General features: G+C 71.8%; 12 protein-coding genes. 6 read left to right on the forward strand and 6 right to left on the reverse strand.

Features of this window, described 5'->3' with window-relative positions; translation table 11 throughout:
* Positions 1–53 precede the first annotated feature (53 nt).
* The 4 genes from ACGFWE_RS02035 to ACGFWE_RS02050 all read right to left on the reverse strand — a co-directional run bounded on the left by ACGFWE_RS02035 (position 54) and on the right by ACGFWE_RS02050 (position 4222).
* Positions 54–1856, reverse strand: a complete 1803-nt coding sequence (locus tag ACGFWE_RS02035) for an acyl-CoA dehydrogenase (protein ID WP_352385100.1) — start codon at positions 1854–1856, stop codon at positions 54–56.
* A 231-nt stretch (positions 1857–2087) separates the two neighbouring features.
* Positions 2088–3284, reverse strand: coding sequence for a DSD1 family PLP-dependent enzyme (locus tag ACGFWE_RS02040; RefSeq protein WP_393597184.1), 1197 nt, complete (start codon positions 3282–3284; stop codon positions 2088–2090).
* 32 nt (positions 3285–3316) lie between these two features.
* Positions 3317–3439: a hypothetical protein gene (locus ACGFWE_RS02045; RefSeq protein ID WP_393597186.1), complete on the reverse strand. Its 123-nt coding sequence runs from the start codon at positions 3437–3439 to the stop codon at positions 3317–3319.
* Positions 3440–3580: 141 nt separating this feature from the next.
* Positions 3581–4222 carry a transcriptional regulator gene (locus ACGFWE_RS02050; RefSeq protein ID WP_393597188.1) on the reverse strand — a complete coding sequence of 214 codons (642 nt, stop codon included), beginning with the start codon at positions 4220–4222 and terminating at the stop codon, positions 3581–3583.
* Between the two features lie 187 nt (positions 4223–4409).
* Here ACGFWE_RS02050 and ACGFWE_RS02055 point away from each other — a divergent pair, with 187 nt between their 5' ends.
* From ACGFWE_RS02055 to ACGFWE_RS02070, 4 genes are all read left to right on the forward strand, one after another.
* Positions 4410–7157: a SpoIIE family protein phosphatase gene (locus ACGFWE_RS02055; RefSeq protein ID WP_393597190.1), complete on the forward strand. Its 2748-nt coding sequence runs from the start codon at positions 4410–4412 to the stop codon at positions 7155–7157.
* A 96-nt stretch (positions 7158–7253) separates the two neighbouring features.
* On the forward strand, positions 7254–10046 hold the full coding sequence (locus ACGFWE_RS02060; RefSeq protein WP_352385090.1) for a SpoIIE family protein phosphatase: 2793 nt from the start codon (positions 7254–7256) through the stop codon (positions 10044–10046).
* A gap of 133 nt (positions 10047–10179) precedes the next feature.
* Entirely contained in the window at positions 10180–11544 is a 1365-nt protein-coding gene (locus tag ACGFWE_RS02065; protein WP_393597193.1) for an FAD-dependent oxidoreductase, read from the forward strand.
* A gap of 96 nt (positions 11545–11640) precedes the next feature.
* Positions 11641–12792 (forward strand): FAD-dependent oxidoreductase, encoded by a 1152-nt coding sequence (locus ACGFWE_RS02070; RefSeq protein WP_393597195.1) that lies wholly within the window; start codon positions 11641–11643, stop codon positions 12790–12792.
* 19 nt (positions 12793–12811) lie between these two features.
* Here the strand turns inward: ACGFWE_RS02070 and ACGFWE_RS02075 are convergent, their stop codons facing one another.
* Complete coding sequence (locus ACGFWE_RS02075; protein WP_393597196.1) at positions 12812–13789, reverse strand: ABC transporter substrate-binding protein; 978 nt, start codon at positions 13787–13789, stop codon at positions 12812–12814.
* A 156-nt stretch (positions 13790–13945) separates the two neighbouring features.
* Between ACGFWE_RS02075 and ACGFWE_RS02080 the strand changes: the two genes are divergently transcribed.
* Positions 13946–15337 (forward strand): hypothetical protein, encoded by a 1392-nt coding sequence (locus ACGFWE_RS02080; RefSeq protein WP_393598900.1) that lies wholly within the window; start codon positions 13946–13948, stop codon positions 15335–15337.
* 4 nt (positions 15338–15341) lie between these two features.
* Here ACGFWE_RS02080 and ACGFWE_RS02085 read toward each other — a convergent pair whose 3' ends face one another.
* Positions 15342–16247: a peptidoglycan-binding protein gene (locus tag ACGFWE_RS02085; protein ID WP_393597198.1), complete on the reverse strand. Its 906-nt coding sequence runs from the start codon at positions 16245–16247 to the stop codon at positions 15342–15344.
* Between the two features lie 284 nt (positions 16248–16531).
* Here ACGFWE_RS02085 and ACGFWE_RS02090 point away from each other — a divergent pair, with 284 nt between their 5' ends.
* Positions 16532–17872 (forward strand): jacalin-like lectin, encoded by a 1341-nt coding sequence (locus ACGFWE_RS02090; RefSeq protein ID WP_393597200.1) that lies wholly within the window; start codon positions 16532–16534, stop codon positions 17870–17872.
* Positions 17873–17920 lie beyond the last annotated feature (48 nt).

Consider the following 17920-nt stretch of genomic DNA (forward strand, 5'->3'; position numbering starts at 1 on the left):
TCCGGGGCCGCGGAGTGTGCCGCGGCCCCGGGCTCAGGAAGTGGTGGAGTCGGTCACGCCGGTACCACCTCGGATCGCAGCATGGGATGGCGCGCCGTGATCTCGTCCGACACGGCGAAGGCTTCGGTGAGCGAGAGGGCGTGCGGCACCAGTGCGGCGACGGTGGCCTCCAGGACCTCCGGCAGATACCGGACTTGCTCGGCGGTCAGCCGCTCGTGCGCGAGCAGTTCACCGCTGTGCGCGGCCACGTACCGCAGGGCGAACAGCCGGTGGAGGTGCTCCAGCAGCAGGGCCACCTGCGGGTCGGCCACCCGCGCGGCCGCGGCAAGGAGTTCCTGTGCGGCCAGCCGGTGGACGTGGGCGTCGACCAGGGACAGCGCCGCGCCGGAGGCGCCGTTCCAGCGGTCCAGGGGCGAGCCGGCCCGTTTCGCGCGCAGCCGCACACGGGCCCGCTCGTGACGTATTCGCTCCAGGTCCCCCAGCAGGTCGTGCAGGTGGGCCGGATCGTGCAGGCTCCGGGTGGCCGGGGGCACCTCACTGGGCGGCCTCGGAGTGAAGCCGCCCAGCAGCATCTCCCCGGCCGCCTTGACCCAGATGACGGAGTTGTCGCCCTCCGCGGTGATCGTGCCCTCGTTGGCCGCGAGCTGCCCCGCGATTCCGTTGGAGAGCAACAGGCCCTGTGCGCCGCAGCGTTCACGGCACTCGGTCATCACGGCGCGGGCCTGCCAAGTGATCCACCCCTTGGCGACGGCCACCAGCCGCTCGGCCTCCTCGCGCTCCTCCCCCTCGGCCTTCGCCCATCGCCGTACGACCTCACGCTGCAGCAGGGTGGCGGCGTAGGTCGTGGCGAGCGCCTCCACGAGCGGGGCGTGGTGGGTGCGGTGGGCGAACAGCGGCACCCGCTGCCCGCTGGTCATGCCCGTGGTGACCCGCTGGTGGGCGTGGCGCACGGCGACGGTGAGGGCGTGCCGCGTCACCCCCAGGCTGTAGGCGCTCATGCACAGCTTGCCCATGGTCACGCGGCCGATGGAGCGCAGGAACCGTTTGCGTGGACTCCCCAGGCAGGAGACGAGTTCACCCTCGTCCGTCAGCCTGCCGTGGTCACCCTGGAGCATGGCCGTCCGCGGCAGCCGCACGCCGTGGAAGGAAGTGGCGCAGTGGTCGACCGGGCTGCTGGCGGTCTGCGGCAGCAACTCCACTTCCACGCCCGGCAGATGACGGCCGTTCGTGTCGGTCAGCGAGGTCAGGAAGAGGAAGACGCCCTGGTCCTTGCCGTCGATCACCAGACGGGCGGCGACCAGGGCGTCCTTCGGGCCGCCTGCCACTGACGTGTTGGGCATCCACTTGCGCGCCCCCCGCGTCGGGGTGGTCAGCACGAATCCGCCCGTGGCCCGGTCCAGGGTCGCGGTGGTCTCCAGCTGGGGGGCGTCGTTGCCGTGTGCCTGCTCGGTGCACAGGAAGGTGCCGATGCGTTCCATCCGCAGATAGGGGCCCAAGTCCCGCCCCTCGTGGTCGTGTTCGAGCAGACTGCCGAGGAACAGGTTGTAGTGGATGCTGGCGATCGTCGTCATGCCGGCGTCCACCACCCCGGCCCACTCGTGCAGGGCGCTCAGGGCGACCGGGTCCCGCGCCAGGGCCTGGGGGTCGGGTACCGCCGCGTTCAGCGTGCGCAGGCGTTGATAGGACAGTTCCGTGCGCTCCTGGTGGGTGAGCCCCTCGTGATAGGCGAACACGTCGGAGCTGAACAGGCGGCGCCAGGGTTCGTGGATCTCGTCCTGTGCGCCGAAGAGGAGGTGCCGGATCGCGGCCGTCTCGGTCAGCGGGGGTGCCGTTACGGGGAGTTGAGAGGTGATCACAGCGGCAACGTAGCCCGAGGCGGCCCCTGATCACATCATGATCATCACCACGATTGAACACTCGCGAGTGGTGGTAGTTACCCCTTAAACGGCCTCTCCAATACCACAAGCCACGATCTACACAAGGGTGATTCCCCTCCCACACGGCACTTTACGCCCGTGTGTCGGAGCGACTTTCGGTCACCGTCCCCGGCGTGTCGCCACGGGGACCGGGGGGTGATCACCACCTGATCACCACCCGCTGACGCGGCCCCAGAAGGCCTGGACGACCGGCGCGCCCGCCCTCGCCGACGTGCTGTCGACCACGTGGTAGCCGTGGTGCTGGGCCGCGGTGGCGCAGGCGTGGTTGGGCAGGACGCGCAGGCGGGTGCCGATCGGCAGGTCGGGCAGGGGGGCGCCGTCACGGGCCGTCAAGGTGCCGTGTTCCTGGCTCGCGGCCGTCATGACCAGGCCCGGGACCGGATTGCCGTCGAGGTCGGCGACCAGGCCGTACCCCTGGTCCTGTGCCTGGGCCGCGGTGCCGCGGTCGCGGGACATGGCCATCCAACCGCCGTCGGTGAGGATCCAGCCGTGCCCGGGGCGGTGGCCGATGACGGTGACGACGACCGACAGGGCGAGGTCGTCGAGGCGGCAGACACCGAGGCCGGCCATCACCAGGTCGAAGAACACATAGTTCCCTGCCCGCAGTTCGGTGACCCCGGTGAGGTCCTCGGCGGCATGGGCGGTGGGGGTGGAACCGACGCTGACGGTGGCAACGGGCAGGCCCGCCGCGCGCAGCCGCTCGGCCGCGGCGACGGCACTGTCGCGTTCGTTCCCCGCGGCCAGGCGCTGCTCCTCGGCGGTCCGGGCGAAGTAGGACTCGCCGGCGTGGGCCAACACCCCGTCCAGGCAGCCCGCTTCGTGCAGGACGCGGCCGATCTCGGTGAGAGCGGGCGCATCGGGTCGGAGGCCACCGCGGTGACCGTCGCAGTCGATCTCGATCTGGGCGGGGACGGGAAGTCCGGCCCGGCGCGAGGCCTCGGCGACGAAGTCAGCCTGCTCCGCGCTGTCCAGCAGGACGCGCAGGGTGACCCCCCGTCGCAACAGGGCTACGACACGCGGGAGTTTGTGGGGGTCGATCCCCACGGCGTAGGTGATGTCGGTGTAACCGCCGTCGGCGAACGCCTCGGCCTCGGCCAGGGTGGACACGGTGACCGGGCAGGGCGGGCCGCCTTCGTGCAGGAGGGCGGCGACATCGAGGCTCTTGGCCGTCTTCACGTGGGGCCGCAGGGTGACACCGAGCCGCTGGGCCCGGGCCGCCAGCCGCTCGACGTTGCGTCTGACCCTGTGGACGTCGACGACGGCGAACGGGGTGTCGGGATCGGCCAGGGTCCGCGCGGCGGCACTCGCGGGGGTCCGGACAGGGCCTGCAGGGGCCGCAGGACTCACGGGACTCACGGGACTCATAGGGCTCACGTCGCTCACAGGGAGATGTCCATCTTCTCGAGTAGGGCCAGGCCCGGATACGGGTCGGCGCGGCCGGTGAGGACTTCGCCGAGCGGCGTGAGGAACGTGTCCGAGGGGGCGTGCCCGCTCTCGCCCATACGGAGGTCCTGTTCGGGCAGGGCGCAGAACACCCCGGCGCGGGCGAACAGTTCGAAGACCGTGCCGTCGGGCGCGGCGGTCCGCTCTTCCGTGATGTGTGGCGGGCCGGGGTGCGGTCGGCGGAGGTCATCGCGAGCCCCTCACTTGCTGTAGTTGTAGACGGTCGCCCGGGACACGCCGAGCAGATCCGCGATGGTCTGCGCGGCGTCCCGCGAGTCGAAGTAGCCGTCCCGGTGCAGCCGCCGTACGAGCTCCTTCTTGTCCTGTCTGCTCAGCGAGCGGGGCGTGGCGGCGCGCTCCGCGGCCAACTCCTCCACCGTCCGGCGCAGTTCGCGCGTGGTGCGGTCCCGCAGGGTCTCCAGGGACTGCTCGCGGTGCTCGGTGTCGGTGGCCACGAGGTTCGACAGGGCGAGCGTCACGGGTGACAGCACCGACACGTCGAGATTGAGACACAGGGCCGCGATGTACTCACCGGCCTCGTTCTTTATCCCGATGGACGTGCTCTTGGCCGGGCGGCCGTCGGGGAACCGATTGGGGTAGTTCTGGATCACGCTCGGGTACTCCGGATCGGCGATGCGCGCCAGCCCCAGCTCGGTCGCGGAGTCCCCGACCCGGCGGCCGGAGAGGTTGTTCTCGATCGCCCGGATCGCCTGCCGCGGATCCCGCAGATCGTGCAGCACCACCTCGCACAGGCCCGGAAACATACGGCCGAGCGCGACAGCGATCTTCTCGGCCTCACCGATGAGGTGCTCGTCCGCACCGTCGACGTCGCCCTTCACCATCGGCGCTCCGTCCAGGGACTCGATAGACTTATTGTCTAAATCTGGAGGTTCAGCCTAAGAGTCCGACCGATGGTTGTCCAGCAGGGCGAGGGAGGTATACATATGGCCGCCCGGGTGCGGGCCGGTGTCCTTGTGGCGCATTCTTGCTGTGTCGCCCGCGGGACGGTGCACGGACTAGGTAGGGCCGATGACTGGGAGCGTCGAGGACCCACGACCCATGGCCGGGCGGCTGGCGGCGCTGCTGATCGACGCTTCGACAGAGGCGATCAGTGCGGCCGGCGGCCACGCCGGAGGGGTCTATCTGCGCTCCCGCACGCCCGGACTGCTCCGGCTCGCCGTCCTGTCGGGGCTCCCCGGACCGCTGTTCCGCCCCTGGTGGCGGCTGCACGCCGACCGCCCTTTCCCCGTCGCCGACGCCTACCGGCTCGGTGTCCAGGTGGTCCTGCCGAACGCCACCGAGACGATGCGGCGCTACCCGCAGTTCGCCGCGGGCCTGCCGTTCCAGTTCGGTTCGCTCTACGTGCCCGTCGTCAGCGGTTCGACGACCTTCGGTGTGCTGACGGTGCTGCGCCCGGCCGTCACCGACGCCGCCGAGGTGCTGTCCGGCCGTGACCGGATGGTGCGCCTCGCCCAGGAGCTGGGCGAGGCGCTGCGGGGCCTGGAGGACGCGGACCCGGACCAGGTTGCCTGGGAGGGTGAGCCCGTCTGCCTGCGGCCGCCGACCTCCTCGACGTTCGCGGGACGTGCCGGACGCTTCGCCTGGGACCCCGAGGCGGCCGACATCGCCCTGGACGAGGACCTCCACACCCTCCTCGGCGTGCCGCCCAGCGAGTTCTCCGGTACGACCGAGGCGTTCGCCGAGGCCGTGGCCCCCAGTGACGCGCACCGCATCCTGGCCTCCCTGCGCGACACCGCCGCCGGCCGCCCTCCCGCGCTGCCCCTCTACCTGCGGGCGGAGGACGGCGAGCTGCGCCTGCTGGACCTGTGGAACGCCTACGAACCGCCCGCCGCCCCCGCGGTACGGGGCGTCGTCCTGGCCCCGGGCCCGGCCCCCACGGCGGACTCGGCGGCCGACCTGCTGCCCGACGGCGTGTTCTGCGTGGACCGGCTGGGCCTGGTCGTCTACGCGAACCCGCGCGCCGCCGAGCTCCTGGGCCGCCCCCGCGCCGAGCTCGTGGGCCGCGACCTGTGGGAGGCCGTGCCCTGGCTGGCCCGCCCCGAGTTCGAGGACCACCTGAGAGCGGCCCTCCTCACCTCGGACCCGGTCCACTTCCATCTCGGACGACCGCCCACGCAGGACTCCGGGACACCGCCGTCCGCTCAGGACACCGGGTCACCGCGGTCCCCTCGGGACGCCGGACCACCGCCTGCCCAGGACGCGGGGTCGCTGAGGTCCACTCAACAGACCGGACCACCACCCGCCGGGAACGCCGGACCACCGCCCGCCGAAAGCGCCGAACCACCACCCGCCCACCCCACAGACCCTTCACCCCCCACAGACCCCACGGCCCCACCCCCTCAAGCGCCCCCGCAAAACCCCACCCCCGCCCCCCACCCGTACGAAGGCGACTGGCTCGCCCTCTCCGTGCACCCCGGGCCGGACCGGCTGACCTGTACGGTGCGGCCCGCGAGCCGGGTGACGGGCAGTCCCGCGGGGCAGGGGGCCGCCCAGGTGTCCGAGGCGGGCGTCAGCCCCCTGGCGCACCTGTACCGGCCGATCGCGCTGGCCATCGCCCTGACCGAGGCGGTCACCGCCCGCCAGGTGTCCGCCGTCGTGATGCGGGAGCTGCTCCCGGCGTTCGGCGGTCGCCGGCTCGCGATCTACCTGCTCCAGGAACGGCATCTGTACCTGGAGTGGGAGACCGGTTTCCCCAAGGGCTTTCTCGCGCCCTTCGACGGTGTGGACATGGGCACGCACCTGCCCGGCGTGGAGACCCTCACCACCGGCCGTCCGCTGTTCTTCGACTCGATGGAACAGCTGACGGCCGCCTATCCCGGCATCGCCCTGGACGCCACCGAGGGCGCCCGGGCCTTCCTGCCGCTGATCGCCTCCGGGCGCCCGGTCGGCTCCTGCATCCTCGGCTTCGACCGGCCGCGCAGCTTCAGCACCGAGGAGCGCACGGTCCTCACCGCGCTGGCCGGACTCATCGCCCACGCCATGGAGAAGGCGCAGCGCTACGAGTCGGAGACCGTGCTCGCCCGGGGCCTCCAGCAGGCGCTCCTGCCCCGCCGCCTGTCGGCGCATCCACTGGTGGAGACCGCCGGGCGCTATCTGCCGGGCACCGCGGGGATGGACGTCGGCGGCGACTGGTACGACGTCGTCGAGTCCGGTGACGGGCTGGCCCTGGTCATCGGGGACGTCCAGGGGCACGGGGTGCAGGCCGCGGCCACCATGGGTCAGCTGCGCAGCGCGGTCAGGGCGTTCGCACTCGGGGACCGGCCGCCGGACGAGGTCATGAGCAGCACCAACCATCTCCTCATCGACCTCGACCCCGGTCTGTTCGCCAGCTGCTGCTACATCCGGCTCGACCCCGCCACCGGCGTGGCCAGGGCGGCCCGCGCCGGACATCCGCCGCCCCTGCTGCGCAGCCCCGACGGTCGCACCCGGGTCCTGGACCTGCCCGGCGGGGTGGTCCTCGGGGTGGCCCCGCGGGCCCGCTATCCGGTGACCGAGCTCCAGATGGAGCCGGGCGCGATCCTTGCGCTCTACACCGACGGGCTGGTGGAACGGTCCGGCACCGACATCGACGAGGGCATCACCGCCCTGCGGGTGGCCCTCGCGAAGGCCGGCACTCCGGCCGCCCGGCCGGGCAGCAGGTTCCTGGCGGGCGTGGCGGACCGGCTCACGGCGACCGCCCGGCACGCCGTGGACCGGCCCGACGACATCGCGCTGCTGCTCGCCACTCGGCGGACAGCTCCGTCGCGGTCACCATGAGGAGCTCCGCATGACAAGCTGTGCCGGCTTTCGATGGGCCGTCACACGGTGTGACGCCCCTCGCCTCCCGGGACGCGGCAGTGTAGACATGGGCACATGGTCCGACTCCTGGGCCGCTTCGGGGGCGGGCCGGCCCGTCGCCCCGGCGGTCCCCGCCCACCGCAGACACCCGACCACGCCGACGACCGCCACGAGGGCCCGTTGAGGGGCAGTTCGCCCACGCGGGCGGAGCGCGACGGAGCCCGGACGCGACGGCCGCCGGGAGCGCTGCGGGCGGCGGTCGGCGGACGCAGCGTGGCCGGACAGGTGTTCGTCCTCCAGGTCGTGATCGTGCTGCTGCTGGTCGTGGCCGCGGTGGTGGCCCTGGTGCTCCAGGTACGGCACGACAGCACCATTGAGGCCCGCAACCGTTCGGTGGCCGTGGCCCAGGCCTTCGCCAATGCCCCGGGCACCGTCGAGGCCCTCAGCAGTCCGGACCCCTCGGCGGTGCTCCAGCCGCGTGCCGAGGCGGCCCGTCGGGCGACCGACGTGGACTTCATCGTCGTCATGGACACCGAAGGCATCCGGTACACGCACCCCAAGCCGGACCGCATCGGCAAGAAGTTCGTCGGGGACATCGCCCCCGCGCTGGCCGGACGTGTGGTGACCGAGGACATCACGGGCACCATCGGACCGCTCGTGCAGGCCGTCGTCCCGATCAAGGCGGACGACGGCAAGGTCGTGGGCCTGGTGTCGGCCGGCATCACCACCGCCAAGGTGGGCGGCACCGCCGACCAGCAGCTGCCGCTGCTCCTGATGGCCGCCGCGGTGGGGCTCGCCCTGGCCACGGCGGGCACGGCGCTGGTCAGCCGACGGCTGCTGCGCCAGACGCACGGTCTGGGCCCGCACGAGATGACGCGCATGTACGAGCACCACGACGCGGTGCTGCACGCCGTACGCGAGGGTGTGCTGATCGTCGGCGGCGAGGGGCGGCTGCTGCTCGCCAACGACGAGGCCCACCGGCTGCTCGACCTGCCCGCCGACTCCGAGGGCCGGCACGTCCTGGACCTCGCACTCCCCGCCGACATCGCCGGGCTGCTGGCGTCCGGGCGCGTCGCCACCGATGAGGTGCACCGGGTCAAGGACCGTCTCCTCGCGGTCAACCAGCGGCCCACCGACATCCAGGGCGGCCCGCCGGGCAGCGTCGCCACCCTGCGCGACTCCACCGAGCTGCGCGCCCTGTCCGGACGCGCCGAGGTCGCCCGCGAGCGCCTCGACATGCTGTACGACGCCACGGTCGGCATCGGCACGAGCCTGGACGTGACCCGCACCGCCGAGGAACTGGCCGAGCTCGCCGTCCCGAGGTTCGCGGACTTCGCCACCGTCGACCTCTTCGACGCGGTGCTCAGCGGGGGCCAGCCGGAGGCGGCGACCACCCTGCGCCGCACCGCGCTCAGCGGCATCCGCGAGGACGCCCCGCTGTACAAGGTCGGCGAGCGCATTCCCCTGGTCGACTCCGCTCCCCAGTCCCGCGGCATCAGCAGCGGCCGGGCCGTCCTGGAGTCGCGTCTGGCCGAGGCCGCCGGATGGCGCGCGCAGGACACGGAGCGCTCCGCCCATGTCATCGAGTACGGCATCCACTCGCTGATCGCCGTCCCCCTGCGGGCAGGCAGTCTCGTCCTGGGCACGGTCAGCTTCTGGCGCTCGGACAAGCCGCAGCCCTTCGACACCGAAGAGGTCGCCCTCGCCGAGGAGCTCGTCACCCGGGCCGCGGTCTCCATCGACAACGCCCGCCGCTACACCCGCGAGCACACCATGGCGGTGACCCTCCAGCGCAGTCTGCTGCCGCGCCGGCTGCCCGAGCAGGACGCCCTGGACATCGCCTACAAGTACCTGCCCGCGCAGGCCGGGGTGGGCGGCGACTGGTTCGACGTCCTCCCGCTCTCCGGTGCGCGGGTGGCGCTCGTGGTCGGCGACGTCGTGGGGCACGGGCTGCACGCCGCGGCCACGATGGGCAGGCTGCGCACGGCGGTGCACAACTTCTCCGCCCTGGACCTGCCGCCCGACGAACTGCTCGCGCTGCTCGACGAGTTGGTCGCCCGGATCGACCAGGACGAGGCGGAGGAGAGCGGCAACTCCCCCGTCACGGGGGCCACTTGCCTGTACGCCGTCTACGACCCGGTCTCCCGGCTGTGCACGGTCGCCCGGGCCGGCCATCCGCCGCCCGCCGTCATCCACCCCGACGGCAGTGTCGAGTACGCCGACGTGCCCGCCGGTCCCCCGCTCGGCCTCGGCGGCCTGCCGTTCGAGACGGCCGACCTGGAACTCGCCGAGGGCAGCCGCCTGGTGCTCTACACGGACGGACTCGTGGAGGACCGGGAGCGCGACATCGACGTGGGCCTGGAGCTGCTCCGTACCGCGCTGGAGCAGGCGGGCCCCTCGCCCGAGGACACCTGCCGGGCCGTGCTGGACGCGCGGCCGCCGGCCCGGGCCACCGACGACATCGCCCTGATAGTGGCCCGCACTCGGGCGCTGGCGGCCGACCGGATCGCGGAGTGGCAGGTCCCCGGCGACCCGGCGGCCGTCGCCGACGTCCGGGCGACCGTGTCCCGGCAGCTCGCCCGCTGGGACCTGGACGACCTGGCGTTCACCACGGAGCTGATCCTGAGCGAGCTCGTCACCAACGCGATCCGCTACGGTGGCGACCCCATCCACGTCCGCGTGCTGTACGACCGCGCCCTGATCTGCGAGGTCTACGACAGCAGCAGCACCTCACCGCATCTGCGGTACGCGGCCATGACCGACGAGGGCGGCCGCGGACTGTTCCTCGTCGCCCAGCTCAGCGACCGCTGGGGCACCCGGTACACCCCCGCGGGCAAGGTCATCTGGGCGGAACAGCAGCTCCCGTGACCGGCTTCGAGACCCCTGGCCACTCATAAGGTGACCTTATGAGCTCATAGAGTGGACCCGCGTACCGACTTAGGCTTGCCTTAGCTTAGGCTTCCCCCGAGTTGATCTGTCACCGCTCGAAGGGAACCTGATCATGCCCCGCCCCCTGCGGGTAGCCATCGTCGGAGCCGGCCCCGCCGGGATCTACGCCGCCGACGCGCTGCTCAAGTCCGATGTGGCCACCGCACCGGGCGTCTCCATCGACCTCTTCGAGCGGATGCCGGCCCCGTTCGGACTGATCCGTTACGGCGTGGCTCCGGACCACCCCCGGATCAAGGGCATCATCACGGCCCTGCACCAGGTGCTCGACAAGCCGCAGATCCGCCTGTTCGGCAACGTCGACTACCCGACCGACATCAACCTGGACGACCTGCGCGCGTTCTACGACGCCGTGATCTTCTCCACGGGCGCGACCGCCGACCGCGAGCTACGCATACCGGGCATCGAGCTCGACGGCTCGTACGGCGCCGCCGACTTCGTCTCCTGGTACGACGGCCACCCGGACGTGCCGCGCACCTGGCCCCTGGAGGCCGAGAAGGTCGCCGTCCTCGGCGTCGGCAACGTCGCCCTCGACGTGGCGCGCATCCTGGCCAAGACGGCCGACGAACTCCTGCCGACGGAGATCCCGCCGAACGTCCACGAGGGCCTCAAGGCCAACAAGGCGCTGGAGGTCCACGTCTTCGGCCGCCGTGGCCCGGCGCAGGCGAAGTTCTCCCCGATGGAGCTGCGCGAGCTGGACCACTCCCCCACCATCGAGGTCATCGTCGACCCCGAGGACATCGACTACGACGAGGGCTCGATCGAGACCCGGCGCGGCAACAAGCAGGCCGACATGGTCGCCAAGACCCTGGAGAACTGGGCGATCCGCGACGTCGGCGACCGCCCGCACAAGCTGTTCCTGCACTTCTTCGAGTCGCCCACCGAGATCCTCGGCGAGGACGGCAAGGTCGTCGGTCTGCGCACCGAGCGCACCGCCCTCGACGGCACCGGCAACGTCAAGGGGACCGGCGAGTTCAAGGACTGGGACGTCACCGCGGTCTACCGCGCGGTCGGCTACCTCTCCGACAAGCTGCCCAAGCTGCCCTGGGACATCGACTCGGGCACGGTCCCGGACGAGGGCGGCCGGGTCATGCAGGAGAGCGGCGAGCACCTGCAGTCGACGTACGTCACCGGCTGGATCCGGCGCGGCCCGGTGGGCCTCATCGGCCACACCAAGGGCGATGCCAACGAGACGGTCTCGAACCTTCTGGACGACTTCGCGAACGAGCGTCTGCAGACCCCGGGTTCGCCCGAGCCGGAGGCCGTGGACGCGTTCCTCGCCGAGCGGAACGTCCGCTTCACCACCTGGGAGGGCTGGTACAAGCTGGACGCCGCCGAGAAGGCGCTGGGCGAGCCGCAGGGCCGCGCGCGCGTGAAGCTCGTCGAGCGCGAGGACATGCTGCGCGAGAGCGGCGCCTGACAGAGGCCGGGCGGCGGCGGAACCCCCGCCGCCGCCCGGTCGTTCCTTCCGTGTCCGTACGGCCGTGCGGGCGGACGCGGGACGAACGGGGTGGGTGTGGCACGCGTACTGGTCATCGGTGGCGGTATCGCCGGTACGGCGGTGGCTCTGGCGTTGCACAAGGCGGGCTTCGAGGCCGTCGTGCACGAGGCGCATCCCGACTCGGCCGAGGACCTGGGCGCGTTCCTCACCCTGGCGAGCAACGGCATGCGTACCCTCGCCCAGTTGGGCGCCTCCGCGGCGGTCACCGCGATCGGCTTCCCGCTGACCTCACTGCGGGTCCTCGACGACACGGGCACCGAGCGGGCGCACGCCCCCATGGGCGAGACCTCCGACCCGCTGCTCCACTACCGGTGCCTGCGCCGCGGCGACCTCAACACCGCGCTCCAGGCGGAGGCCGCGCGCCGGGGCATCACCGTCCGGCACGGCGCACGGCTCGCCTCCGTCGAGGACGGTCCCGACGGGGTCACCGCGCACTTCGCCGACGGCACCACCACGACCGGCGACCTGCTGATCGGCGCCGACGGCCTGAACTCCACCGTACGACGCTCGGTCTCACCAGGGACGCGGCCCTTCTACGCCGGGCAGTACGTCTTCTACGGCTACACGCGCGCCGCGTCTCCTCCCCGCACGGACGCCTGCATCACCATGGTCCGCGGCAGCGGGGCCGCCTTCGGGTACGCGGTGTCGCCGGACGGGGAGGTGTACTGGTTCGCCCGGGTGAGCGGCGACCCGCTGCCCGCCGAGGAGTTGGCGCAGGGCACGCCCGCCGACTGGCGTGCCCTGTTGCTGCCGCTGCTGCGCAAGGACGCCACGCCGGCCGCGGATCTCGTCGCGACCACCGGTGACGACCTCATGGTCACCAACGCCACCGAGATCCCCACCGGCACCCCGTGGCGCTCCGGGCGGACCGTGCTCATCGGTGACGCCGCCCACGCGGCCTCCCCCGCGACCGGCCAGGGTGCCTCGATGGCACTGGAGGACGCCGTCGTCCTCGCCAAGTCCCTGCGGGACGCACCGGACACGGAGGCCGCGCTCGGCCTCTACGAGAGACTGCGCCGCCCCCGCGTGGAGCACAACATCACCGTCAGCGGCAACATCTCCCGGGGCACCCACACCCCCTCGGCCGCGCCCCGCCCGTCCGACGAGGACCTCGCCCGGCTCCTGGAATGGGGCGGGGACCTCTGGGCCGAACGGCACCCTCTCTAGGACCCAGCACGCAGCCCCCTCAGGAGAACAGCGCCTGGATGTCCGGCTTCTTGTCGCCGAAGATGCCGTCCTCCTCGCCGAGCGCGGCGAGCTTCTCCAGTGAAGCCGTGTCGACCTGGGGCGGCCAGCTGGGAAGGATGAGCTTGGTCAGCACATCGCCGCTGATCTTGGTGTAGACGGTGAGGATCTGCCGGGCCTCGTCCGGGTGGCCGCTCGCGTACTCGAGTGACTCCGTCATGGCCTCGGTGAACTTCTCCACCAGGTCGGGGTTCTGCTGTGCGATCTTCGTCGAGGTGAACCAGGTCGCGACCGTGAGCTTCGGATCGGTCTCGGCGAAGGGCGAGGCGATGACCCGGGCGCCCTGCGCCTTGGCCACGGTCTGGGCCGGCTCACCCATCCACGCGGCGTCCACGCGACCGCCGTCCAGCGCGGCCGGCATCTGGTCGAACGGGATCTCGACGAACTTCACCTTCGCCGGGTCGCCGCCGTCCTCGCGCACCGACTCGCGGACCGTGGTGTCTCCGATGTTCTGGAGGGTGTTCACGGCGACCGTGCGTCCGGCCAGGTCCTTCGCGGACTTCACCCGGCTGTCCTTCTTCACCAGGACACCGGTGACGTCGGCTCCGACCTTGCCGTTGGAAGCCGCCCCGTTGACCACGGACTTCACCGGGACGCCCTTGGTCTGGGCGAGCATCAGGGACGTGGTGTTGCTGAAGCCGAACTGGAACTGACCGCTCACCACCCCGGGGATGATCGCCGCACCGCCCTGCGCGGTCACCATCTTCAGCTCGATCCCGCGACGGGCGAAGAACCCCTGCTTCTGCCCGAGGTAGAGGGGCGCCACGTCGACGATGGGGATGACACCGACGGTGACCTGGGTCTTCTTCGCTCCGTCCGCGGATGATGTGCCGCCGCTCCCGGAGTTCGACGATCCGCATCCGGCGGCGCCCGCGAGGGTCACCACCGCAACGGCAAGTCCGAGCACGCGCCTTTGCATGGGGCCCTCCTGACGAGGCGTCAGAGCGCCTCACGACCCGTCCATTGATGTTGTGCACATCATTGACGCCCGCAATGTACACGCCTACTTTCGCCGGTGTCAGTCCCCCCGACCGCAGCAAAATACGGACTGCCCCCAAGGAGCCCACGTCTCGTGATGCACCGCATCCGCACCCGCACGCTCGTCACCGTGGCGGCACTGCTGCTCGCCGCTCCCCTCACCCCGGCCGCCCACGCCGCCGAGGACGTCCATGTCGAGGGCCGCCTGCCGTCCGGCGCGACCTACCTCATGGACGTGCCGGCCGGCTGGAACGGCACGGTCCTCCTCTACAGCCACGGCTACACACCGCCCGGCGTCCCCAACGAGGCCCGCAACGCGCCCGACGACACCACGAAGTCCCTGCTCATGAAGCAGGGTTACGCGCTCATCGGATCCTCGTACGCCACCACCGGCTGGGCCGTCACCGAGGCCGTACCCGACCAGCTCGCCACCCTCGACACCTTCACCGCCCGCTTCGGACGCGCGGGGCGCACCATCGCCTGGGGCACGTCCTACGGCGGCCTCGTCACGACCGCCCTCGCGGAACGCCACGCGTCCCGTCTCGCCGGTTCCCTGTCGATGTGCGGTCTGGTCCAGGGCGGTGTCGCCAACTGGAACAGCACGCTGGACCCGGTCTTCGCGCTGAAGACGCTCCTCGCACCCGGCTCCGGCATCCCGCTGACCGGGCTGCGGAGCCCGGCCGCCGCCACCCGGGCCTCCGACGACATGACGGCCGTCCTCACCGCGGCGCAGTGGACCGCCGACGGACGGGCCCGCATCGCGCTCGCCGCGGCCCTGCACAACATCCCCGGCTGGAACGACCCTTCACAGCCCCGGCCCGCGCCCACCGACCGGGACGCCCAGCAGTTGGGCCAGTACCAGGCCATCGTCGGACTGGTGAAGTTCCCCGCCTTCGTGTGGCGTCAGGAGGCCGAGGCCCGGGCGGGCGGGAACATGTCGTGGAACACCGGCGTGGACTACCACGCGATGCTCCGTGACTCCCCCTACCTCAAGGAGGTCAAGGAGCTGTACGCGAAGGCCGGTCTCTCCCTGAAGTCCGACCTCAACGCCCTCGACAAGACCCCGCGCACCCGCGCCGACAGGAAGGCCGTCGACTGGATGACCCGTACGAGCACCTTCACCGGCCGCCTCACCAAGCCCCAACTGACCATCCACACCACCGGCGACGCACTGATCCCGGTGCAGTCCGAGAGCGCCTACCGCCGGGCCGCCACAGCCGGGGGCTCGGCTCCGCTGCTGCGACAGCGCTATGTCGACAACGCGGGCCACTGCACCTTCAGTCCCGGCGAGCAGATCGCCGCCCTGCACGCACTGGAGGACCGGATCAGCAGCGGCCACTGGCTCGGCAGTGATCCCGCCGCACTCAACTCCCGTGCCACCGAAGCCGATCCGGCCTCACCGGCCCGCTACCTCCCCTACGCGCCGACCGGTTACCCCCGCCCCTACGACCGGGCACACCCATCCGACAGGCACCGGACACAGCCCTGAGCCGTCACGGCTGCGAGGTCTCCGACTCGAGCGCGGCGCGCGTCGCCGTGCCATAGACGCCGGCCTCGTCCTCGACGACGAACCGGCTGACCTGGTAGGTGCGCACCGCGTTCTCGACCTGCTGGTCGAAGTCGCCGTCGGCCTCCCCGGCGTAGACGCCGACCTGCCGCAGGCGGAGCTGGAGTTCGACGACCTCGGGCCCCTGGTCACCGAGGCCGAGGACGGGAGGCCGGCCGCTCGGCGCCGTCGGGCCGGGGCCCACCGTGGCGGTGGCGGCGGCGCTCGACGGGGCGCCGGTCGGGGTGGTGGTCCCCGTCGGGGACGCGCTGTCACTGGACTCCGCGGTCGGCGAGGAAGAGGGCGGTGCGGACGACCGCGTCGAGGCCGCCGTAGGAGAAGACGCCGTGACGGAGGGAGCGCTGGACGACGGGGGCGCTTCCGGCACGCCCGCGCGTACGCCGCCGGCCACGGAGCCGTCCCGTGAAGGGCCGTCGTAGGTGAAGAGCCCGCCGACGAAGCCGCCCGTGACCAGGACGGCGACGGCTGCCCCCGCCCCGGCGACGATCAGGTTCCGCCGCCCACGGCCGTGCGGGGCGCTGTCGGCCGGGGACGGGACGCGCGGCTCCTCGCGGGTTGCCGGTCCCGCGTCCACCGGGACCAGGGCGGTCGCACTCAAGTCCCCTGCCGGGGCCAGCTGTTCCGGCTCTCCAGCCGGGTCCGCGGGTTCCTCGCCGACCTCCACGAAGGGCCGGATGCGCACCGGGTCGAAGTCCTCCGCCGCGGCCGCATCGGCCGTACGGGACTCGCGGTGGGCCTCGGATGCGCGGTGTGCGCAGGTGCAGGAGGGAGTGCCGTCCGCCGCCCTGGGCGCCCCGCACTCCGGGCAGACGAGGACTGGTGGTTCACTCACACGCGTTCCCTCTCCCTACGATCTTCATATCGTAGACAGATATGCCGCGCAGAAATTCCACACCTCGTATCGCTCGAGAACCGCGGCGCCACAGGGCCGGGATTCAGCCACCGCGCGTGAAGGAGAGATGAACGGCGGTCGGCACGGGGACCCAACGCCCGGTCCGGCGCTGGGAACTTGACGATCCGGGCGTGCGGAAGACGGCGACAACATGGGGTAACCAGCGGTAACTTCTCTTCCGCCCCGCCACTTCACCCGTGCCACTCCTGCAGGAGACACCCCCCATGCGCAGACTTCTCGCCGCTCTGGCGACGACCACCGCCGTCCTCGGCGGACTCACCGCGGCCGCCCCGACCGCCACGGCCGCCGACTCGGGCAGCTTCAGCGTCCTCAGCTACAACGTGGCCGGCCTGCCCTCGGCCATCTCCAGCGCGTCCACACCCCGCGAGTCCAGCACCACGGCGATCGGCCAGCGGATCGCGCCGTACGACATCGTCCACGTGGAGGAGGACTTCAACTACCACGCCTACCTCTACGCGGGCGACACGAACCACGCCTACCGCACCCCCACCAGTGGCGGCGCCGGCATCGGCAGCGGCCTGAACACCCTGTCCAAAATCCCGTACGACACCGACGACTTCGAGCGGGTGCGCTGGAACTCCTGCCAGGTGGACTCGGGCGACTGCCTCACCCCCAAGGGCTTCACCTTCATGCGCGAGCGCCTCGCCGAGGGCGTCTACGTCGACTTCTACAACCTGCACACCAACGCCGGCACCAACGACGGAGACCTCGCCTCGCGCGCGGACAACCTCAACCAGCTCACCGCGTTCATCAAGGCCCACTCCGCCGGCAACGCCGTCGTGGTCATGGGTGACACCAACACCCGCTACACGCGCTCCGGCGACACCATCGCCGAGTTCGCCGCCGCCAACGGCCTCACCGACCCCTGGGTCCAGCTGATCCGTGGCGGCACTCCGCCCGCCAAGGGCAGCGACGCCCTGGTCTGCGACCAGACCGGCACCACCGTCCCCAACACCTGCGAGGTCGTCGACAAGGTCCTCTACCGCAGCAGCCCCCTCGTCTCCCTCAACGCCACCTCGTACAACAACGAGCACGCCAAGTTCCTCACCAGCGACAACCTGATGCTCTCCGACCACGACCCGATCACCGTCGGCTTCACCTGGTCGCGCAACTCCGCCTACCGGCTCAGCGACCAGTACGGCGGCCCGCACGGCGACTACTTCAACGACATCGCCGCCGTCCCGGCCGGTACCCGCGCCACCACGGTCGCCCTGCGGGCCGGATCCCGCGTCGACCAACTGGGCCTCACTCTGGCCAACGGCACCGCGCTCACCCACGGCGGAACCGGCGGCACCGCGTCCTCCCTGACCCTGGGCAGCGGGGAATACGTGGCCGCGGCCCAGCTCTGCCAGGGCGAGTACAGCGGCCACACGCGGATCTTCTACGCCAAGTTCTCGACCAACCTCGGCCGCACCCTGGCCGGCGGCACCACCACCTCCGACTGCGTGACCCGCACCGCACCGACCGGCTGGCAGATCGCCGGGTTCCACGGCCGTGGCGGCGACGAGGTCGACAAGATCGGCTTCATCTACACCCAGCGCTGACCCACCCGCCCCGGGGCGCTCCCGAGCGCCCCGGGTGCACAGGAATCA

Origin of the sequence: Streptomyces sp. NPDC048523, from assembly GCF_043199815.1 — a bacterium.
Classification (GTDB): domain Bacteria; phylum Actinomycetota; class Actinomycetes; order Streptomycetales; family Streptomycetaceae; genus Streptomyces.

Coding starts and splice junctions, on each gene's coding strand:
- ACGFWE_RS02045 (WP_393597186.1), bottom strand. CDS start 3,439: ATGGGCGAGAGCGGGCACGCCCCCTCGGACACGTTCCTCACGCCGCTC.
- ACGFWE_RS02060 (WP_352385090.1), top strand. CDS start 7,254: ATGGTCCGACTCCTGGGCCGCTTCGGGGGCGGGCCGGCCCGTCGCCCC.
- ACGFWE_RS02075 (WP_393597196.1), bottom strand. CDS start 13,789: ATGCAAAGGCGCGTGCTCGGACTTGCCGTTGCGGTGGTGACCCTCGCG.
- ACGFWE_RS02080 (WP_393598900.1), top strand. CDS start 13,946: ATGCACCGCATCCGCACCCGCACGCTCGTCACCGTGGCGGCACTGCTG.
- ACGFWE_RS02055 (WP_393597190.1), top strand. CDS start 4,410: ATGACTGGGAGCGTCGAGGACCCACGACCCATGGCCGGGCGGCTGGCG.
- ACGFWE_RS02050 (WP_393597188.1), bottom strand. CDS start 4,222: ATGGTGAAGGGCGACGTCGACGGTGCGGACGAGCACCTCATCGGTGAG.
- ACGFWE_RS02065 (WP_393597193.1), top strand. CDS start 10,180: ATGCCCCGCCCCCTGCGGGTAGCCATCGTCGGAGCCGGCCCCGCCGGG.
- ACGFWE_RS02090 (WP_393597200.1), top strand. CDS start 16,532: ATGCGCAGACTTCTCGCCGCTCTGGCGACGACCACCGCCGTCCTCGGC.